The organism is Psychroserpens sp. BH13MA-6, from assembly GCF_052983595.1.
Map to the genome: position 1 here is coordinate 628,316 of NZ_JBRJGE010000001.1, position 18,149 is coordinate 646,464.

Sequence of the window (18,149 nt, forward strand, 5' to 3'; positions counted from 1 at the left end):
TTTATACCGTAAAATGTATAAATGAAACGTGTTTTAAAGATACAAAAAATGCTTACTTATTCAGGATTTCTCTTGATAAGAAAATTGAGATGCCTAAGTAAATCTTTGAAGTGAAGACGAAACATGACCCAAATATCGCTAAAATTGATCAGTTTTAAAACCAAAATCCAATATTAAAGTACCAGACACTTTCTCGTTGTTCTGGAGAATAACTGTATTTAGCCTGTACAGGCCCTAAAAAGGTATCAATCCCATATCCTAAGGCATAACCTCTGTAATCTGGCAATGTGAGCCATTCGCCTGTTTCAAAAATCCCATCATCGACATTCGCCCAATTGGCTTCCATCGTGATGTGATTTTTATTAAAAACCTCATAGTCTAGACCAACATAGGCTTTGACATAACTATTCCCAGTGAGTGAAATAAAATCATAGCCCAAAAATGGAATGAAATTATTAATCAAGTTATTGCCATAACCACCTAAAGCAAAATCTAAAGTCCGCGTCGCATTATCACCTACTTTGAATCCACCACTCGTTTGTAAATTAACACTCAATCTCTCTGATAAGCAGAAAGCATAGCCCATTTCAGCCTTTGCAATAGAAAATTCCTCAAATTCCTTATTAAATCGTGAGGCCAAAAGATATGAATGAAAATCGCCACTAAAGTAGAGCCCTTTAGACGGGTAATATTTATCATCATAGGTGTCTAATTTCAAGGTACCAAAAGCACTAAAATAATCTGTATTTTCAAAAAGAAATTCGTCAGTCTGACTGTTAATGGTTATAGTCTCTGATTTAATATTCAATCGCTTGTGCTCAGCACCTATACTCAAGGCAAAATCCTTTCTAAACAGGGTTTGCAAATAAAACTGATTCGTTTGATCTCGTAATTTGGCTTCAATTTTATTAATGCCTGTATTAGCAATTTGAGTTTCGTCCAAGAATAATTCAGCGTTCACGTTTTTTTCAAATTGATTGTAGCGCGATCTCAAACCTATGCTCCAATAAAAACCCTTATCGATAAGGTATTCAAAATTATACCTCACATTGTCTCCCAAAATGACATCTAATGACGCTAAGTCATTATTAAAGAGTAATCTCTTTTTTGTAAGATTCACTAGCGCTGCACTTTTATAAAGATCATCATAATGTATCCCTAGTTTCAAAATTGTGGTCACCTTGTTTTCTTCTAATCGCAATGCCAAATCATAACCGTCTTTGTCCTTAGAGGTTCTAAAATCATAATGAAAGGCATCAAAGTTATTGGTCGCTATTAAATTATTGACACCTCTATCGAAATCTTGATAACTCACCGTTTCATCTCCTTTTAATTTTAATTTACCTAACACATACGATCTGGTATATCGTTTATTTCCATTTAGCGCTACACCATTGATCCTGATACTATCGCGACTTCTTAAATCTATAGTAGGATGGTCTTTTACGTCCCTTATTTTGGGTAATTGAGATAGTTCTTGCCATTTTTCTAAAGCGGCAATTTTACCGTTCTCAATAATTTTATTGCCTTCACTGAATGACACGACGGAAAAATCTTTGATATCAGGCTTGATATATATATCCGTTTTCTTTGACTTCAATTTCATATCATTAATTGTTCTGAAATTGTTGATTTGCAATAAGACATCTGGCGCAGAGGTCATCTCATCCCTTGATGCTAAACCATCCTGAACATCCACACCAATGATAATGTCCATGCCTTTGGCTTTGAGTTCATCAATGGGATAATTGTTCACGACGCCGCCATCAATCAGCAAACGTCCATCAATATTTACTGGCCGAAATAAGGATGGAAAAGCACCACTCGCTGTAATGCACAATGGCAAATTTCCAGAATCCAAAATAATAGCTTCACCTGTTTCAACATTGGTTGCTACACAAAAAAATGGGATGGGTAAATTATCAAAATCTTCGACATCACTTACATGAAGTGTCAATTTAGTCAATAAATTAAAGACATTTTGTCCTCGAGATAACGCTGAAGGTAACTTTAATTTGAATTTGTTAAAGGGTAAGGAAACGGCATACTTTTCGGTATTATCACGTTCGTAAAACGTTTTTGCAGAACGTGGTAAATTATCACTAATGACATTATCAAAATCTAAACTTTTAAAAATAGAATCCAATTGTTTTCCTGAATATCCAGAGGCATAAAGTGATCCTACAATGGCTCCCATACTCGTTCCTGCGATGTGATCTATCTTAATGCCTAAACTATCAATAACCTTTAGTACACCAATATGGGCAAAGCCTTTAGCTCCACCACCACTGAGTACCAAACCAACTTTTGGTTTGGACGGTAATTGATTGTTTTGCGCACCGAGCGTCAACGACCAACAAAAACATAATATGATAACAAAACTAATTCTCACTTTTTATGATAATAATCTATGATTTTTTGAGCTCTTGATGCCCCAACTACGGCTTCCAAATCTTCTTTTTTTGCTTCTGAAATTCTTTTAACCGACTTAAATTTCTTCATTAGGGTCACAACTGTTTGTTCCCCTATGCCAGGTATGGTTTCTAATTCTGTGGCAAGCGCACTTTTACTACGTCTATTTCGGTGATGTTCAATCCCAAAGCGATGCGCCTCATTTCTCAATTGTTGAATCACCTTCAGTGTTTCACTTTTCTTGTCTAAATATAGTGGAATTGGATCATCTGGGTAAAATAATTCTTCCAAACGCTTAGCAATTCCGATAATCGCAATCGACTGTCGAAGTCCAAGTGCATCCAGACTCTTTAATGCTGAAGATAACTGGCCTTTCCCTCCATCTATAATAATGAGTTGTGGCAATGGCTGATTTTCATCTAACAATCGTTTATAGCGACGATACACCACTTCTTCCATCGAAGCAAAATCATCTGGTCCTTCAACTGTTTTAATGTTGAAATGTCTATAATCTTTTTTACTTGGTTTGCCATCTTTAAAGACAACGCAGGCAGCCACAGGATGAGTTCCTTGGATATTAGAGTTATCAAAACATTCAATATGTCGTGGTTCTTCAGACAATCGTAAATCTGCTTTCATTTGTGCCATAATGCGATTGGCATGACGATCTGGATCTATAATCTTTACTTGTTTGAAACGCTCCATGCGATAGTATTTTGCATTCCTTAATGATAAATCCAAAATGTGTTTTTTATCCCCAACTTTCGGAACCGTTACCTTAATATCCTCACCTAAGTCTACCTTAAATGGGACGTAAATCTCTTTAGACTTGGAATGGAATCGCTGTCTTATTTCAGTAATAGATAATTCCAATAATTCCTTATCCGTTTCATCTAGTTTTTTCTTGATTTCTAAGGTATGTGATCGGATAATGCTTCCATAAGACAACTGTAAGAAGTTAATATATGCAAAACTCTCATCGCTCATAATTGTAAACACATCGACATTACTAATCTTTGGATTTACGATAGTGGATTTAGCCTGGTAATTCTCTAAGACTTCAATTTTTTCTTTGATACGCTGAGCCTCTTCAAATTGCATATCATTCGCAAGCGTTTTCATTTGATTTCTAAACTTCGAAAGCGAGTCCTTAAAATTTCCTTTAATTATTTCACGAATGGCACGAATATCCTTGTTATATGATGCTTCAGTTTGTAATCCTTCACAAGGTCCTTTACAATTTCCTAAATGGTATTCAAGACATACTTTATAACTTCCTGCTTCAATTTTTTCTTCGGAAAGATTAAAACGACACGTTCGCAAGGGGTACAATCCTTTTATTAAATCGAGTAAGGTATGTACGGTTTTCATGCTGGTGTAAGGACCAAAATATTCCGAACCATCTTTGAACACACGTCTTGTTGAAAACACTCGTGGAAAACGTTCATTTTTAATACAAATCCAAGGATACGATTTGTCGTCTTTTAAAAGAACATTGTAACGCGGTCTGTACTTTTTAATCAAATTATTTTCAAGCAAAAGCGCATCGGTCTCTGTCGCAACGACAATGTGCTTGATATGAGCTATTTTTTTTACAAGTACGCGTGTTTTTCCGTTATCATGGGTTTTGGTAAAGTAAGAACTGACTCTCTTTTTGATGTCTTTGGCTTTTCCTACATAAATCAAATTGTCATCTACATCAAAATACTGATAGACACCTGGTTGATGGGGCAATGTTTTTATTTGTATGTCCAGCGTAGGTTTTTCCATTGTCTCAAAGTTAGTATTTACTATTTAAAACGTCTTTTTTTTGGGCTAAAAATTCGAGAAAAATTTTGTTTTTTAAATCGACTTATTGATTACCTTGCGCCACTTTTTAAAACACATAAATGACCAAAAAAATTATTGGGAGAGTTGATAAAATTGACTTCCCATTACTCCATTTAAATGAAGTAGACGTTAAGATCGATACTGGTGCGTACACGTCTGCCATACATTGCTCCAAAATTGTAGAAAAAGACCATCAGCTCATTTGTTCCTTTGAATCTAAAGGGCATCCAAACTTTAAGAGTGAGCAGGTTGTGTTTGATAACTACACGCTTACGGATGTAAAAAGCAGTAACGGATTTAAAGAAAACCGCTACAAAATTAAATCTGAAGCCATATTCTTTGGAAAAAGCTATAAGATTAACTTAACTTTAAGCACTAGAGACGACATGAAGTTTCCTGTATTAATCGGTCGACAATTCATAAGTAAAAAATTCTTAGTGGATGTCAACTTGGAAAACGTCTCTTTTAACAGCCAAAAGAAATGAATATAGTAATCCTATCTAGAAATCCGCATTTATATTCCACGCAACGATTAGTTGAAGAAGGTCAAAACAGAGGTCACTTGGTTGAAGTTATTGATCCCTTAAAATGCGATATCATCATTGAAAAGGAAAAACCGACTATATACTATAAGGATCGCTATCTGGATTATGTGGATGCTATTATTCCTAGAATTGGTGCTTCTGTTACGTTCTATGGTTGTGCCGTTGTTCGCCAGTTTGAGATGATGGGTGTGTTCACGATTGTCACTTCTGATGCCATTCAACGATCTAGAGACAAACTACGTAGTTTACAACGCTTAAGTAAAGCTGGAATTGGGATGCCAAAAACGGTTTTTACGAATTATTCACGCGATGTTGAAGAAGTGATTGAGCATGTAGGCGGAACACCAGTCATTATTAAACTTCTTGAGGGTACACAAGGTTTAGGTGTTGTACTTGCCGAAACTAAAAACGCAGCAGAATCTGTTCTAGAAGCCTTTAATGGGCTCCAAGCCAGAGTTATTGTACAAGAATTTATCAAGGAAGCAAAAGGAGCCGACATAAGAGCTTTGGTGGTTGATGGGCAAGTCGTTGGTGCTATGAAACGACAAGGCAAGGAAGGAGAATTTCGATCGAATTTACATCGTGGAGGCAGCGCGAATATTATTAAATTAAATACTGACGAATTGAAATTGGCGATGAAAGCATCCCGTGCTTTAAAACTTCCTGTTTGCGGTGTGGATATGTTGCAATCCGCACGAGGCCCTTTACTTCTTGAAGTTAATTCAACCCCTGGCTTAGAGGGTATTGAAGGTGCCACAGGTAAAAATATTGCAAGAGCTATCATCACATTTATTGAACGAAATAGAACTTAAATGAGCGATAAGGACGTTTTAAATATTTTAGGAGAAGCAGTGGCTTTGGGCAAAAGTGCAACGGTAAGTTTTAATGTTGCAAAATTACATACCCAAAATACCATTGACGTACCTGTTATTATTGAGCGTTCAAAAAAACCAGGCCCTACCGTTTTAATGACGGCAGGTATTCACGGAGATGAGGTGAATGGCGTTGAAATTGTTCGACAAATCATTTCTAAAGGCATTAATAAACCCAAAAAAGGAACCATTATTTGTGTGCCTGTTATTAATGTTTTTGGCTTTATTCATATGGATCGTGAATTTCCAGATGGCAGGGACTTAAATCGTGTTTTTCCAGGAATAAAAGGTGGTTCCTTAGCGAGCCGTGTCGCTTTTAAATTGGTTACTGAAATCTTACCACATGCAGATTTTGTGATGGATTTTCATACTGGAGGAGCAGATCGCTTTAATGCTGCACAAATACGCATTGTTAAAGGCGAAAAGAATCTTAAAGAATTGGCCAAAATTTTTGGTGCTCCCTTTGTTCTTTATTCTAAAAATCTCAATAAATCTTTTAGAAACACCTGCTATAAATTAGGGATTCCTATTCTGCTCTTTGAAGGTGGTAAATCTTTCAATATTGATGCAACTATTACAAATACAGGTGTTAATGGTGTCAAACGTGTACTTCACCATTTAGGCATGCTTAATAGTAAGTTTAAGGTTTCTAAACCCAAAAAACCATGTATCTATATTTCAGATAGTAAATGGATACGTGCTAACTACTCAGGGATGTTTAAGTCTACAGTCACCATAAATTCTAAAGTTAGCAAAGGCGATGTGATTGGAAACATTACTGATCCTTACGGGAGTTTTAATCACTTCGTAAAAGCACCCAATGACGGTTATATATTCAATATTAATGAATCGCCTATCATATATCAAGGCGATGCCATTTTTCATATTTCAAAGAAATTAAAAGATGACGAAAGCTGAATTGCGCAAGACGTATAAAATGCTTCGTAAACAGCTTACAGAAGCTCAAGTTGAGGATCTGAGCATACAGATTGCTAACCAACTCTTAACATTACCTATTTGGTCCGCCTCATTTTACCATATTTTTTTATCCATAAAAACGCACAATGAAGTTAATACCGACTATATTCTAAATATTTTATCGGGAAAAGATAAGCATATAGTCATATCAAAGAGTGATTTTACAACCCTAGAAATGACACATTATCTTTTAACTGACAGCACCAAAATAACAATTAACGAATGGCAAATTCCAGAACCCACTGATGGGATTCCTATCAGTACAGATCAGATTGACATTGTGTTTATCCCTTTACTAGCCTTTGATAAATCAGGACATAGAGTGGGTTACGGCAAGGGATTTTACGATAAATTCTTGGATAAATGCCGTTCGGAAACCATTAAGATAGGTCTCTCATTTTTTGCTTCTGAAGACGGTATTCAAGATGTTTTCGAAGGTGATGTTAAACTAGACTATTGCGTCACGCCAGAAAGGATCTATATTTTTTAAAGTCTCAGGAATTTTGGCGTTCTGATTGTGCTTGAAAAGCACGTTTATTGAAAAAAATTAAAATCCCAATTCCGATACTGATCGCCATGTCTGCGATATTGAAAACAGGGTCGAAAAAACTAAATGAATGTCCACCAATAAAAGGCATCCAATTTGGCAAATGACCACTCCATATAGGAAAATGCAACATATCTACAACCTTTCCATGAAACAAGGTGTCGTAGCCTTGCTCAGGCAAAAATGAAGCCACTTGCCCTTTACTCGAATCAAAAATAACACCATAAAACACCGAGTCAATAATATTCCCTAAGGCTCCAGCAAATATCAATGAGATAGCGAATATGAGTGTTTTACTTCCATGGTTTTTTACTGAACGGTATAACCAATACCCAATTCCGGACACTGCAAGAATTCTAAAAATGGTTAAAGCAACTTTAGCTGTTCTATCCGATATACTCGGAAAAAAATCGCTAAGTTTAGTACCCCAAGCCATCCCTTCGTTTTCAACAAATGCAATTTGGAACCAGCTCAGCACTTCCAATTTTTCATTAAGTGCAAAATGGGTTTTGATATAAAACTTACTAATTTGATCAATCAATAAGATCAGCAAGATTAAAATCGTCGCTTTTTTTAAAGTCATTCTTAGTCATTAGTTAAGGCAAAAATACGTATAATTATTCCAAATGGAATTTGAAGAATTCAAAATGATAGTCATAAAAAAACGCCTCTTCTGAGACGTTTCTTCAAGGCTAAACCTTGTTATTTTTGCATGTTTTTGGCTTCAATACTCAACGTAGCATGTGGCACTAACTCCAAACGTTTTTTATTGATTAGCTTTCCAGTGACACGGCAAATACCATACGTCTTATTTTCAATTCTTATTAAGGCATTCTTGAGATCTCGAATAAATTTTTCTTGACGAATAGCCAATTGTGAATTGGACTCTTTACTCATAACGGCACTGCCTTCATCAAAAGCCTTAAATGTAGGTGATGTATCATCTGTACCATTATTATGATCGTTCATGTAGGCACTTTTAATGAGTTCTAAATCGTGCTGTGCTTTATCAATCTTTTCTTGAATAAGTGCTCTAAATTCATTGAGGTCCTTATCTGAATATCTCACGGTGCTATCTCCTGCCATAATTTCTATAATTTTTTAATAAACAATTTGGTATTTACATCATCAAAAGCAATTTCTATACCATTATTTAAGTCATCCAAAATCTCCAACTTATCGGTTAGAGTTTCTGTTTTTATGTACTCCAAATTTTTGTTTATCGCGTTAATAATTTGTTTATCTGTTCTAAATTGTACTGCAATCCTATCAGTAAGCTCAAAACCAGAATCCTTTCGTAAATTTTGTATCCTGTTCACGAGCTCCCTCGCAATACCTTCTCTCTTCAAATCGTCTGTTAAAGTCACATCCAAAGCGACCGTTAAGGCTCCAGAACTAGCGACGAGCCAGCCTTCAATATCTTTAGAGGTAATCTCAACATCCGATTGTTCTAAAGTAATGCTTTTTCCATTAATTTCAACCTCTAAACTACCATTTTGTTCAATTTTTTTAATGTCTTGAGCCGTAAAAGTATTAATGGCTTGAGCGACAGCTTTCATATCTTGTCCAAATCGTGGTCCCAACACTTTAAAATTAGGTTTGATTTGTTTCACTAAGATGTCTGAAGCATCATCCATCACCTCAACATCCTTGACATTAACTTCCGATTTAATTAATTCTGAAACTGCTAAAATTTCCTCCCGTTGCTTTTGTGAATCTATTGGAATCATTATTTTTTGCAAGGGTTGGCGTACTTTAATCTTTTCTTTAGCCCTTAACGACAAAACCAATGAAGAAATTGTCTGTGCACTTTCCATTTTGCGCTCCAAAGTTTTATCAATGAATGCTTCATCAAATTTTGGAAATTCTGCCAAATGAACACTTTCGAATGCTTCTTTTTTGGTCACATTGTTCAAATCCATATACAATCGATCCATAAAAAATGGTGCAATAGGAGCTCCTAATTTGGCAATGGTCACCATACATGTATACAGCGTTTGATAAGCCGAAATTTTATCACTTTGATAATCGCCTTTCCAAAAACGTCTTCTACTCAAACGCACATACCAGTTACTCAAATAATCTTGAGTAAAATCAGAGATGGCTCTCGCTGCTTTCGTAGGTTCATACTCGGCATAAAAATCATCCACCTTTTGTATCAAGGTATGTAACTCAGATAAAATCCAGCGATCAATTTCTGGTCGGTCTGCTAACGGTATATCTGATTCCTTGTAGGTAAATTGGTCTAAATTTGTATACAGTGTAAAGAATGAATACGTGTTATAAAGTGTTCCGAAAAACTTTCTTTTCACCTCTTCAATACCTTCAGAATCAAACTTTAAATTGTCCCAAGGATTCGCATTCATGATCATATACCATCTCGTGGCATCAGCACCATAAGTACTCAAGGTTTCAAAAGGATCAACCGCATTCCCTAAACGCTTCGACATCTTTTGGCCATTCTTATCCAATACGAGTCCATTAGACACCACATTTTTATAAGCTACTGAATCAAATACCATGGTTCCAATAGCATGTAAAGTATAGAACCAACCTCTCGTTTGATCGACACCTTCAGCAATAAAATCGGCTGGATAAGACAAACCATCATCGATGAGTTCTTTATTTTCAAATGGATAATGCCATTGTGCGTATGGCATCGAACCAGAGTCGAACCAAACATCTATTAAATCACTTTCACGTTTCATAGGTTGTCCACTTTCAGAAACAAGAATGATCTCATCTACAATATTTTTATGTAAATCGATGGTCGCATAGTTATCATCTGAATAATTACCAACTTCAAAGTCCTCAAAGATGTCTTTTTGTAAGACGCCTGCTTTAACAGCCTTAGCCATTTCAGATTTTAATTCTTCCACAGAGCCAATACAGATTGCTTCTTTACCATCTTCAGTTCTCCAAATAGGTAATGGAATTCCCCAATAGCGCGAGCGTGATAAGTTCCAATCATTGGCATTGGCCAGCCAATTTCCAAAACGACCAGTACCCGTAGATTCAGGTTTCCAATTGATGGTATTATTTAAGGCCACCATACGTTCTTTTACATCGGTTACTTTGATGAACCAAGAATCTAACGGATAATAAAGAATCGGTTTATCGGTTCTCCAACAATTAGGATAACTGTGCTTGTATTTTTCAACCTTGAAGGCTTTATTTTCTTCTTTTAATTTAATGGCAATTTCTACATCTACCGATCGCTCTGGCGCTTCACCTTCGGCATAATATTCATTCTTCACATACTTTCCGGCAAACTCACCAACTTCAGGTCTGAATCGTCCTTGCAGATCCACCAATGGCACTAAATTGTCATGATCGTCTTTAACTAACATCGGAGGAATCTCAGGCGTCGCTTGTTTTGCTACTAAGGCATCATCGGCTCCAAATGTTGGTGCTGTATGGACAATTCCTGTACCGTCTTCCGTGGTTACAAAATCACCTGAAATAATTCTGAAAGCGTTTTCTGGATTATCATGAGGCAAGACATAAGGTAATAATTGTTCATAAGAAATACCGACTAAATCTGCACCTTTAAATTCCTTAACGACATGATATGGTATTTTTTTATCTCCTGACTTATAGTCTAATAACGCCGACTTCTCCTCAACCAAATGATATTTACCTGAAAATTGGTAATTGACCAATTTTTTAGCGAGCACCACATTCATAGGTTGAAACGTATATTGATTGTAAGTCTCTACCAACACATAATCAATCTTAGGTCCAACTGTTAGGGCTGTGTTACTAGGCAGTGTCCAAGGTGTGGTTGTCCAAGCCAAAAAATACACATCACCTTCATCCTGTAAGAATTCAGGTAGTGTTTCAGCTTTGGCTTTAAACTGAGCAACGACTGTTGTATCTGTTACATCTTGATAAGTTCCAGGTTGATTCAATTCATGCGAACTCAATCCAGTTCCAGCTTTGGGTGAATAAGGTTGGATTGTATAACCTTTATAAAGTAAATTCTTATTGTAAATTTGTTTGAGTAGCCACCACACGCTTTCCATATACTTTGGATCGTAGGTAATGTAAGGGTCATCCATATTCACCCAATACCCCATTTTTTGAGTGAGGTCATTCCAGACATCCGTGTAGCGCATCACGGCTTTACGACATGCTGCATTATAATCTTCAACAGAAATGGTTTTTCCAATATCCTCTTTAGTGATGCCTAATTCCTTTTCAACCCCAAGTTCAATCGGCAATCCGTGAGTATCCCATCCCGCTTTTCGTTTCACTTGAAACCCTTTCATCGTCTTATAGCGTGGGAAAATATCTTTAATTGCTCGTGCTAAAACATGGTGTACTCCAGGCAAACCGTTTGCCGAAGGCGGTCCTTCAAAAAACACATAAGGTGCATTGCCTTCTCTCGTGGAAATACTTTTTTTAAAGATATTATTCGCTTCCCAATAGTTCAGAATGTCTTCTGCAACATTTGGTAAGTCAAGTCCTTTATATTCAGGAAATTTAGTACTCATGGTATCCTATTTCATTTCGAGTCGCGAAATTAAGGAATTTTGATAAAAATGTGGTAGTAGATTGGCTAGTTTTTAGATTCTTGCCAGTCTGTACAATAATCATTGTAGTAATTGACGAGTTCAATAATTTGAGGTCGCCCAAATTCGTTATTATTCACTTTTTCTAATAACTGAGGGCAATCGGCAAAATAGGTTCTCACTTTTCTTTTGAATCCACCTTGCAAACTATAGATTACAAACTCTGATCGTCTGTTGACATACAATTTAGTAGTCTCAGGAAGTTGATAACCCGATAGAGAAAATGAATCTCTTGTGAATCCAGCCACTAATATCATGTTTGAACTGTTGACATCGGCATAAAGGGTGACTTCGCCTTCCGTCAATACTTCTAAAAGTAAAGGATATCTCTGATCCTCTTTTTCATACATATACCGATATTCCACATCCATTTCAAATCCGTGAAATGTAATCCCTGAAACCATCGTATCCGTCCAAATATCTGGTTCTACATCTTTAGACACCCGAAATTTAATTTTCCAGTCATCTTTTATCTCGCCATAACCAAATACCGAAGTCCCGTCGTTAAAATGAATGGTGGCTTCTTGAATTTGCGCATAACTCAACGCATGGAATAGGAATAATAGGCTTAGAAGCTGTTTTCTCATAAGTTATTTTTATTCACTTCTGTAAAAAGCATTCTTAAAGCGTCGGGCTTTTTTTAGTAATACCTCGATGTCATCATCATTTATTTCTGAAGATGATAACACGTTTTTATCGCCTTTTGTATACATTTTTTGAGGAGCGCTGCCAGAGTTTGTCTTCTCTATAAACACCAAATTGTGGTCCTGAAAATAATAGGACTCACTTATGGTTTGATCTGTTATCTCTTTATTAGTAATTTTATAGAGCGCTCTTGGATTTTGATTGAAAAATACTGAATATTCAAAGCGACCAATATCTTCATAACCTTCTTCATCGGTAAGTGCTCCTTCAGTTGTTTCCTTGGTCAAAGATTGATCATTATCAACCTTAGATCGGTATGAATCGATGGTCTTGATGACATCAGCATCAGAGGCAACTTTATTCCCACAGGATAGCAATAAAAGCACCAACCCTATAATTATTACACTGTTTTTTTTCATAATTTTCTAGTTACACAATGGCGGCTACGACATCCTCAATCTTCGAGATTAATTGAATTTTGATAGCGGTATTCTTTAGACTTATTTTATTATACTTAGATACAAAAATCGTTGAAAACCCTAATTTTTCAGCTTCTAAAATACGTTGCTCTACACGTTGTACTGGTCGAATTTCACCAGACAAACCCACTTCAGCAGCAAAGCAAAAATCCCTTTGGATGGCTTCATCTTCATTGGAAGAAAGTATGGCTGCTACCACTGCTAAATCGATAGCAGGATCATCTACGGTAATACCTCCAGTAATATTTAAAAACACATCTTTTGCGCCTAATCGAAATCCAGCGCGTTTTTCAAGAACGGCAAGTATCATATTGAGACGCTTGGCATTAAAACCAGTAGCACTGCGCTGTGGTGTTCCATAAACGGCCGTACTTACTAAAGCTTGTACTTCAATCATCAGTGGACGCATCCCTTCCAATGTTGCTGCCACCGCATGACCAGATAACTCTTCATCCTTTTGAGAAATCAAAATTTCCGAAGGGTTAGAAACTTCCCTCAAACCAGATCCTTGCATTTCATATATCCCTAATTCGTTGGTAGAACCAAAGCGATTTTTGTTCGCTCTTAAAATCCTAAATACATGATTTCGGTCGCCTTCGAATTGTAAAACAGTATCTACCATATGCTCTAGAATTTTAGGTCCAGCGATCGTTCCATCTTTTGTAATATGACCAATAAGTATCACTGGTGTGGCTGTCTCTTTAGCAAACTTAATAAGCTCAGTAGTACATTCTTTTATTTGAGAAATACTTCCGGCGGAAGATTCTATATAATCGCTATGAAGTGTTTGAATGGAATCTATGACCACAATATCAGGTTCAAGCTCACTAATTTGCTTAAAAATATTTTGGGTCTTAGTCTCTGTTAAGATATAACAATTATTGGAACTAGGATTGATACGTTCGGCACGCATCTTTATTTGTTTCTGACTTTCTTCTCCTGAAACATACAAGGTTTTGTAAGGCAATAGCAAGGATATTTGCAGGAGTAATGTGCTTTTCCCGATACCAGGTTCACCACCTAAAAGTGTTAAGGAACCAGGTACTAATCCACCACCTAAAACACGATTAAATTCTTCGTCGCGTGTATTTAGTCGCGCTTCCTTTGAGGCATCAATCTCATTAATTCTCAGGGGTTTTGAAACACGCTTGGTCGTATTTGAAGATGGTTTCCAATCACTCTTTTCGGGTGTTGCAATGACTTCTTCTGTTATGGTGTTCCATGCTTTACATGACGTACATTGCCCTTGCCACTTGGCATATTGGGTTCCACAATTTTGACAAAAAAAAGCTGTTTTTACTTTAGCCATATTCAATGCCCGAATCAACGGAAAGTCTAGAATTTAATTTTCAGCTAAATTAAGATTTTTTTAATTGATATCTTTAAACCAACCGAGAATTGCCAAGGTTTTAACAACCACAAGACGGGAGGAATTTGTAGACAAAAAGCGTTTCACCTTAAGGTACAACCACTCAAAGAAATAATCGGTAGAGTAAATACTGAGTTTAGTTTTCTTCATCATCTTCATCTATTTCTGTATCGTCTTCAACCACTTTTAAATCTTCTAAATGTGACATGATAAAATCTCTATCAATATGCGCCATGTCTTCCAAAGTCAGTGCCGATTCATAAAGTTTTAGTGCTTTTTTAGTCTTACCTAGTTTTTCGGCATGTAAAGCCATGTAGTAGGTTCCAAACGATGAATTAGGATTCAGTTTATTGGCTAATTTCCCTATTTTATAAACCGACTCCAGATCCTTACGTTCTTCAGCTACTACTATTAATTGTTGTAATTCCTCTTCTGAAATGGGCTTAAAAATTCCAAACAAATCATCGATACGTTTGTAGCGATCTACAATAAAATCATCGAGTGTGCCAACATAAGGGAGCACCTTTTCCTTGAGTTCTTTTTCATCTAGAGGCTTGTAAAGTTCAAAAATACGATCCAAAGCTTTAGATAAGGCACCAGTTACTAATTGGTAATGTGTGTCGCCCTTAAGCTCATCGAAATAATAGGTTAAATGCTGATTATTGATAGATTTCAATTGCTGATTCGTTTTTGTAACCGTACTATTTATCGCATTGATATCTTTATCTGAAGTTGCCATGTAATAGAAGATGTCATCTTCGAGCCATTCTAATCTGGTAACTACATTTTGGCTCATCGTCCCTTTAAAATCAGGACTCAGATTGATATAAGCTTGAAACAAAGGAGTTTCGTGAAACAAAAAGGCATTGATAAAGTTACCCATCAAGTTATGACCTACCGCGACCTTGAACTTGCTCGTATTATAATTGGCATCCAAATATGGAATTAATTCTTGAGAAACAAATTTATAGAAGCGGTCACCCGATTCAAATGGAAGGCCAGAGACCTCATCAAAATAACTGTCGTAAAAACGTTCTTTACCTTGAATAATACCAACAATGATAGACTCTGGCATTTCATCAAAATGCGTTTGATAATTTACCAGTCCTTTAACAGGTTCGAATAGGTATTCGCCATCAAAGACAATAATGACAGGATGCTTTAATTCTGAATCAGGATTGTAATTTTCGGGTAGTTTAATTTTTAATTCTCTCGTGGAATTAAGTTTTCGGGATTCAAACTTCTCATAAATAACTTGTGCAGATAATTGCGCACAAAAGCACAAGAAGCATACAAAACGTAGGGCGTTTTTCATCTTAAGTAGGTTAAATTGGGGACTGTAAATATACCTAAAATAAGTTAAAACGCCAATTTATTCGATGAAATGCACAAAATTTTATTTCTGGTCCTGAATTTCGTAGATTTTATCTAGTAGCATATCTTTAGATATAAATTCAGATTCTTCCAAAAGCAAACCTGATTGGTAATGCTGAAGTGCTTTTTTATAATTGCCTTCCATTTCATAGTATTGACCAGAATAATAAGCACTAATCATAGATTCTGAATATTCCTTTCTCGCTAATTTTGATAAATCCTTAGCTGCTTCTATATCGTTCTTTTTCTTAGCTGCGGCTAAAACGGCTCGTAAATCATTCTCAACTACCTTCTTTTCAAAACCGTAGAAAAACTCTATATCTTCATACTTTTTTATGAGATACTCATACGGACTCCCTTCATAGGTAAGCAGTTTTTCCTGATACTCTTTTCTACTAATAGGTTTATAAAGACCAAAAATTTCATTGATTGCTTTAGGAATTCCTAGTCCGACTAATGAATAATGATCTGCATCGGTAAAATCATCAAATCTGTAGTGTACTTTAGAATTATCTATGGCGCTCAGTGCCGTGTTAAAAGCGAGTGTTTCTTCCCTCAATCGATTCACATCGCCATCTGCTGTTGCCAAATAATAAAAGGTATCTTCTAAGGTTGTTGATAATCGCTCTTGCAATCTCACGACCATTTCAGGTGATAAGTCCGGACTAAAAGCAACATAACCTCTAAACAATGGCTTGTCTTTAAACAACCAATAGTTTAAAAAGTTGGCACTTAAATCATGTCCAACTACGATTCTGAATTCTGACGCGAGGTAGCGTTCATTGATATAAGGAATGAGTTCCATGCCCACGAATTCAAAAAACTGAGCGCCTCCTTCATCCGATGGGAATTTTGTCTCATCACTATAGGACAAATCTGAACTTCTAGTTTCTGCTTGATTAACGCCCACAATGATAGATCGAGGCATATCTCCCCAATAAGAATGGTAATCAGCAATACCAATCATAGGCTCAAATAAATAATCACCATCTAAAACAATTATCAAAGGATAAAGTATATCCCCTTCAGGATCATAACCTCTAGGAAGTTGAATCTTAACATCCCTTGAAGTTCCCAACTTTGAAGATTCAATAGTTTCATAACTAACCTGAGATGTTGCTATTTGACAAAAAATCCCAAAGAGTAAAATGCAGATACTTTTATTCATGATGGCTTGAATTTAATAAGAGCAAGGTAAAAAATTATTTAATTTTATTATATATCGGCAAGTAAAATAAGGATAATCCACCCAAAACAATAATCATAAAAGTCTGAGAGGACCACATGATCCATCCAAATGCTCTACTTGGATCCTCAGGCAAACCAAAAATAGTCACAAATACGATCACAATTGCTTCGGGAAACGAGCCTATCCCACCATTTGTAGCGGCAATGCTAAAACTAGCAGAAATAAAAGCAATTAAGATGGCGGCAAACGGAATATTTGAAGTTTCAGTTAAAGCGAATGTCGTGACATAAAACATCAGAATATACATACTCCAAATAAATAAGGTATGACCTATAAATGCCCATTTATATTTCATTTTAAATATGGCGGAGGCACCCTCAATCAGACCTGTAGCAAACGAACGCAATTTAGAAGCAAATGTACTTTGGCTTTGTCTTATAAACCACAAAAACAGGCCTCCTAATACCACGAGCCCAACAACACCCATAGCAATTTTGAAAGGATCAAATCTTTCAATGAAGAAATTATAGATATAGTCAAATTCCAAAAATAAAGTAATGAGGATGATGCCCATCATAACAATCATGTCGGCGATACGTTCAGCGACAATGGTTCCAAACCCTTTTTCGAAAGGAACACCTTCGTAGTTGGTTAGAACCGTTGCTCTTGATATTTCTCCAGCCCTCGGAATTGTGTAATTGACTAAATAGGCTGTAAATACGGCCATGATACTATTACCCAATCTCAAGGTATAGCCCATAGGTTCAATCATGTATTTCCAGCGATACGCACGTGATAAATGGCTCAACAGTCCGAAAAAAAGTCCTAAACATATATAGGCATAATTGGCATTTTTAAAATAGCCTAAAAGCTCCTTGATAGAAATTTTAGACAATGAATACCATACCAGCGCCACTCCTAACAATAAAGGCAATGCTATTCTTAGGATATGACTTGTTTTTTTTTTCAACTATTTATTTTAACAAATTAGTGGCTTCATCAGGAAAAACTAAAGAAGGCTTGAAGTTTTTGGCTTCTTCGATATCCATGAATGCATACGTAATAAGTATCAGCGTATCTCCTACGGCTACTTTTCTTGCAGCCGCTCCATTAAGAGTGATCTCTCCACTGTTTCGTGGTCCAGGAATACAATAGGTTTCCAAACGTTCACCATTATCGTTATTAACAATTTGGACTTTTTCTCCTTGAATAATATTGGCCGCTTCCATGAGGTCTTCATCAATGGTAATACTGCCTATATAATTAAGGTCTGCTCCAGTTACTTTTACACGGTGAATCTTAGATTTTACTACTTGAATTTGCATGAGGCAAAGA

The 18,149-nt window shown here is 36.2% G+C and carries 16 protein-coding genes; 4 read left to right on the forward strand and 12 right to left on the reverse strand.

The window, feature by feature from the left end:
* Positions 1-154: 154 nt before the first annotated feature.
* Both ACU8DI_RS02765 and uvrC read right to left on the reverse strand, forming a co-directional pair.
* Entirely contained in the window at positions 155-2,392 is a 2,238-nt protein-coding gene (locus ACU8DI_RS02765) for a patatin-like phospholipase family protein (RefSeq protein ID WP_447111206.1), read from the reverse strand.
* Positions 2,389-4,182, reverse strand: a complete 1,794-nt coding sequence (gene uvrC / locus ACU8DI_RS02770) for an excinuclease ABC subunit UvrC (protein WP_447111207.1) — start codon at positions 4,180-4,182, stop codon at positions 2,389-2,391. Before uvrC ends, ACU8DI_RS02765 begins: the two co-directional genes overlap by 4 nt.
* Before the next feature lie 119 nt (positions 4,183-4,301).
* On the opposite strand from uvrC, the gene ACU8DI_RS02775 reads away from it, so the two are divergent.
* The 4 genes from ACU8DI_RS02775 to ACU8DI_RS02790 are packed head-to-tail and all read left to right on the forward strand — an operon-like array spanning position 4,302 to position 7,127.
* Positions 4,302-4,727 (forward strand): ATP-dependent zinc protease family protein, encoded by a 426-nt coding sequence (locus ACU8DI_RS02775; RefSeq protein WP_447111208.1) that lies wholly within the window; start codon positions 4,302-4,304, stop codon positions 4,725-4,727.
* Complete coding sequence (gene rimK, locus ACU8DI_RS02780) at positions 4,724-5,599, forward strand: 30S ribosomal protein S6--L-glutamate ligase (RefSeq protein ID WP_447111209.1); 876 nt, start codon at positions 4,724-4,726, stop codon at positions 5,597-5,599. The genes ACU8DI_RS02775 and rimK overlap by 4 nt, the downstream gene beginning before the upstream one ends.
* Positions 5,600-6,577: a succinylglutamate desuccinylase/aspartoacylase family protein gene (locus tag ACU8DI_RS02785; RefSeq protein ID WP_447111210.1), complete on the forward strand. Its 978-nt coding sequence runs from the start codon at positions 5,600-5,602 to the stop codon at positions 6,575-6,577.
* The gene (locus ACU8DI_RS02790; protein WP_447111211.1) at positions 6,564-7,127 is read left to right on the forward strand and encodes a 5-formyltetrahydrofolate cyclo-ligase; all 564 of its coding nucleotides are present in this window, start codon (positions 6,564-6,566) and stop codon (positions 7,125-7,127) included. The genes ACU8DI_RS02785 and ACU8DI_RS02790 overlap by 14 nt, the downstream gene beginning before the upstream one ends.
* Before the next feature lie 4 nt (positions 7,128-7,131).
* Here ACU8DI_RS02790 and ACU8DI_RS02795 read toward each other — a convergent pair whose 3' ends face one another.
* The 10 genes from ACU8DI_RS02795 to panD all read right to left on the reverse strand — a co-directional run bounded on the left by ACU8DI_RS02795 (position 7,132) and on the right by panD (position 18,139).
* Positions 7,132-7,767 (reverse strand): lipoprotein signal peptidase, encoded by a 636-nt coding sequence (locus tag ACU8DI_RS02795; RefSeq protein WP_447111212.1) that lies wholly within the window; start codon positions 7,765-7,767, stop codon positions 7,132-7,134.
* Between the two features lie 119 nt (positions 7,768-7,886).
* Positions 7,887-8,270, reverse strand: a complete 384-nt coding sequence (locus tag ACU8DI_RS02800; RefSeq protein ID WP_447111213.1) for a TraR/DksA family transcriptional regulator — start codon at positions 8,268-8,270, stop codon at positions 7,887-7,889.
* A 5-nt stretch (positions 8,271-8,275) separates the two neighbouring features.
* Positions 8,276-11,680: an isoleucine--tRNA ligase gene (gene ileS / locus ACU8DI_RS02805; RefSeq protein ID WP_447111214.1), complete on the reverse strand. Its 3,405-nt coding sequence runs from the start codon at positions 11,678-11,680 to the stop codon at positions 8,276-8,278.
* Between the two features lie 65 nt (positions 11,681-11,745).
* Positions 11,746-12,345 (reverse strand): hypothetical protein, encoded by a 600-nt coding sequence (locus ACU8DI_RS02810; RefSeq protein WP_447111215.1) that lies wholly within the window; start codon positions 12,343-12,345, stop codon positions 11,746-11,748.
* Positions 12,346-12,354: 9 nt separating this feature from the next.
* Positions 12,355-12,822 (reverse strand): hypothetical protein, encoded by a 468-nt coding sequence (locus tag ACU8DI_RS02815; RefSeq protein ID WP_447111216.1) that lies wholly within the window; start codon positions 12,820-12,822, stop codon positions 12,355-12,357.
* Positions 12,823-12,832: 10 nt separating this feature from the next.
* Positions 12,833-14,191 carry a DNA repair protein RadA gene (gene radA, locus ACU8DI_RS02820; protein WP_447111217.1) on the reverse strand — a complete coding sequence of 453 codons (1,359 nt, stop codon included), beginning with the start codon at positions 14,189-14,191 and terminating at the stop codon, positions 12,833-12,835.
* Positions 14,192-14,387: 196 nt separating this feature from the next.
* Positions 14,388-15,566 carry an alpha/beta hydrolase-fold protein gene (locus ACU8DI_RS02825; protein ID WP_447111218.1) on the reverse strand — a complete coding sequence of 393 codons (1,179 nt, stop codon included), beginning with the start codon at positions 15,564-15,566 and terminating at the stop codon, positions 14,388-14,390.
* Positions 15,567-15,647: 81 nt separating this feature from the next.
* Positions 15,648-16,793: an alpha/beta hydrolase gene (locus tag ACU8DI_RS02830; RefSeq protein WP_447111219.1), complete on the reverse strand. Its 1,146-nt coding sequence runs from the start codon at positions 16,791-16,793 to the stop codon at positions 15,648-15,650.
* A gap of 34 nt (positions 16,794-16,827) precedes the next feature.
* The gene (locus ACU8DI_RS02835; RefSeq protein WP_447111220.1) at positions 16,828-17,784 is read right to left on the reverse strand and encodes a lysylphosphatidylglycerol synthase transmembrane domain-containing protein; all 957 of its coding nucleotides are present in this window, start codon (positions 17,782-17,784) and stop codon (positions 16,828-16,830) included.
* 4 nt (positions 17,785-17,788) lie between these two features.
* Positions 17,789-18,139, reverse strand: coding sequence for an aspartate 1-decarboxylase (gene panD, locus ACU8DI_RS02840; RefSeq protein WP_447111221.1), 351 nt, complete (start codon positions 18,137-18,139; stop codon positions 17,789-17,791).
* Positions 18,140-18,149: the final 10 nt, after the last annotated feature.

What these genes read in the sequence shown, in the direction of transcription:
- ACU8DI_RS02790 (WP_447111211.1), top strand. Translation starts at nt 6,564, where the DNA reads ATGACGAAAGCTGAATTGCGCAAGACGTATAAAATGCTTCGTAAACAG.
- rimK (WP_447111209.1), top strand. Translation starts at nt 4,724, where the DNA reads ATGAATATAGTAATCCTATCTAGAAATCCGCATTTATATTCCACGCAA.
- ACU8DI_RS02830 (WP_447111219.1), bottom strand. Translation starts at nt 16,793, where the DNA reads ATGAATAAAAGTATCTGCATTTTACTCTTTGGGATTTTTTGTCAAATA.
- ACU8DI_RS02775 (WP_447111208.1), top strand. Translation starts at nt 4,302, where the DNA reads ATGACCAAAAAAATTATTGGGAGAGTTGATAAAATTGACTTCCCATTA.
- ACU8DI_RS02795 (WP_447111212.1), bottom strand. Translation starts at nt 7,767, where the DNA reads ATGACTTTAAAAAAAGCGACGATTTTAATCTTGCTGATCTTATTGATT.
- uvrC (WP_447111207.1), bottom strand. Translation starts at nt 4,182, where the DNA reads ATGGAAAAACCTACGCTGGACATACAAATAAAAACATTGCCCCATCAA.
- panD (WP_447111221.1), bottom strand. Translation starts at nt 18,139, where the DNA reads ATGCAAATTCAAGTAGTAAAATCTAAGATTCACCGTGTAAAAGTAACT.
- ACU8DI_RS02810 (WP_447111215.1), bottom strand. Translation starts at nt 12,345, where the DNA reads ATGAGAAAACAGCTTCTAAGCCTATTATTCCTATTCCATGCGTTGAGT.
- ACU8DI_RS02785 (WP_447111210.1), top strand. Translation starts at nt 5,600, where the DNA reads ATGAGCGATAAGGACGTTTTAAATATTTTAGGAGAAGCAGTGGCTTTG.
- radA (WP_447111217.1), bottom strand. Translation starts at nt 14,191, where the DNA reads ATGGCTAAAGTAAAAACAGCTTTTTTTTGTCAAAATTGTGGAACCCAA.
- ileS (WP_447111214.1), bottom strand. Translation starts at nt 11,680, where the DNA reads ATGAGTACTAAATTTCCTGAATATAAAGGACTTGACTTACCAAATGTT.
- ACU8DI_RS02815 (WP_447111216.1), bottom strand. Translation starts at nt 12,822, where the DNA reads ATGAAAAAAAACAGTGTAATAATTATAGGGTTGGTGCTTTTATTGCTA.
- ACU8DI_RS02825 (WP_447111218.1), bottom strand. Translation starts at nt 15,566, where the DNA reads ATGAAAAACGCCCTACGTTTTGTATGCTTCTTGTGCTTTTGTGCGCAA.
- ACU8DI_RS02800 (WP_447111213.1), bottom strand. Translation starts at nt 8,270, where the DNA reads ATGGCAGGAGATAGCACCGTGAGATATTCAGATAAGGACCTCAATGAA.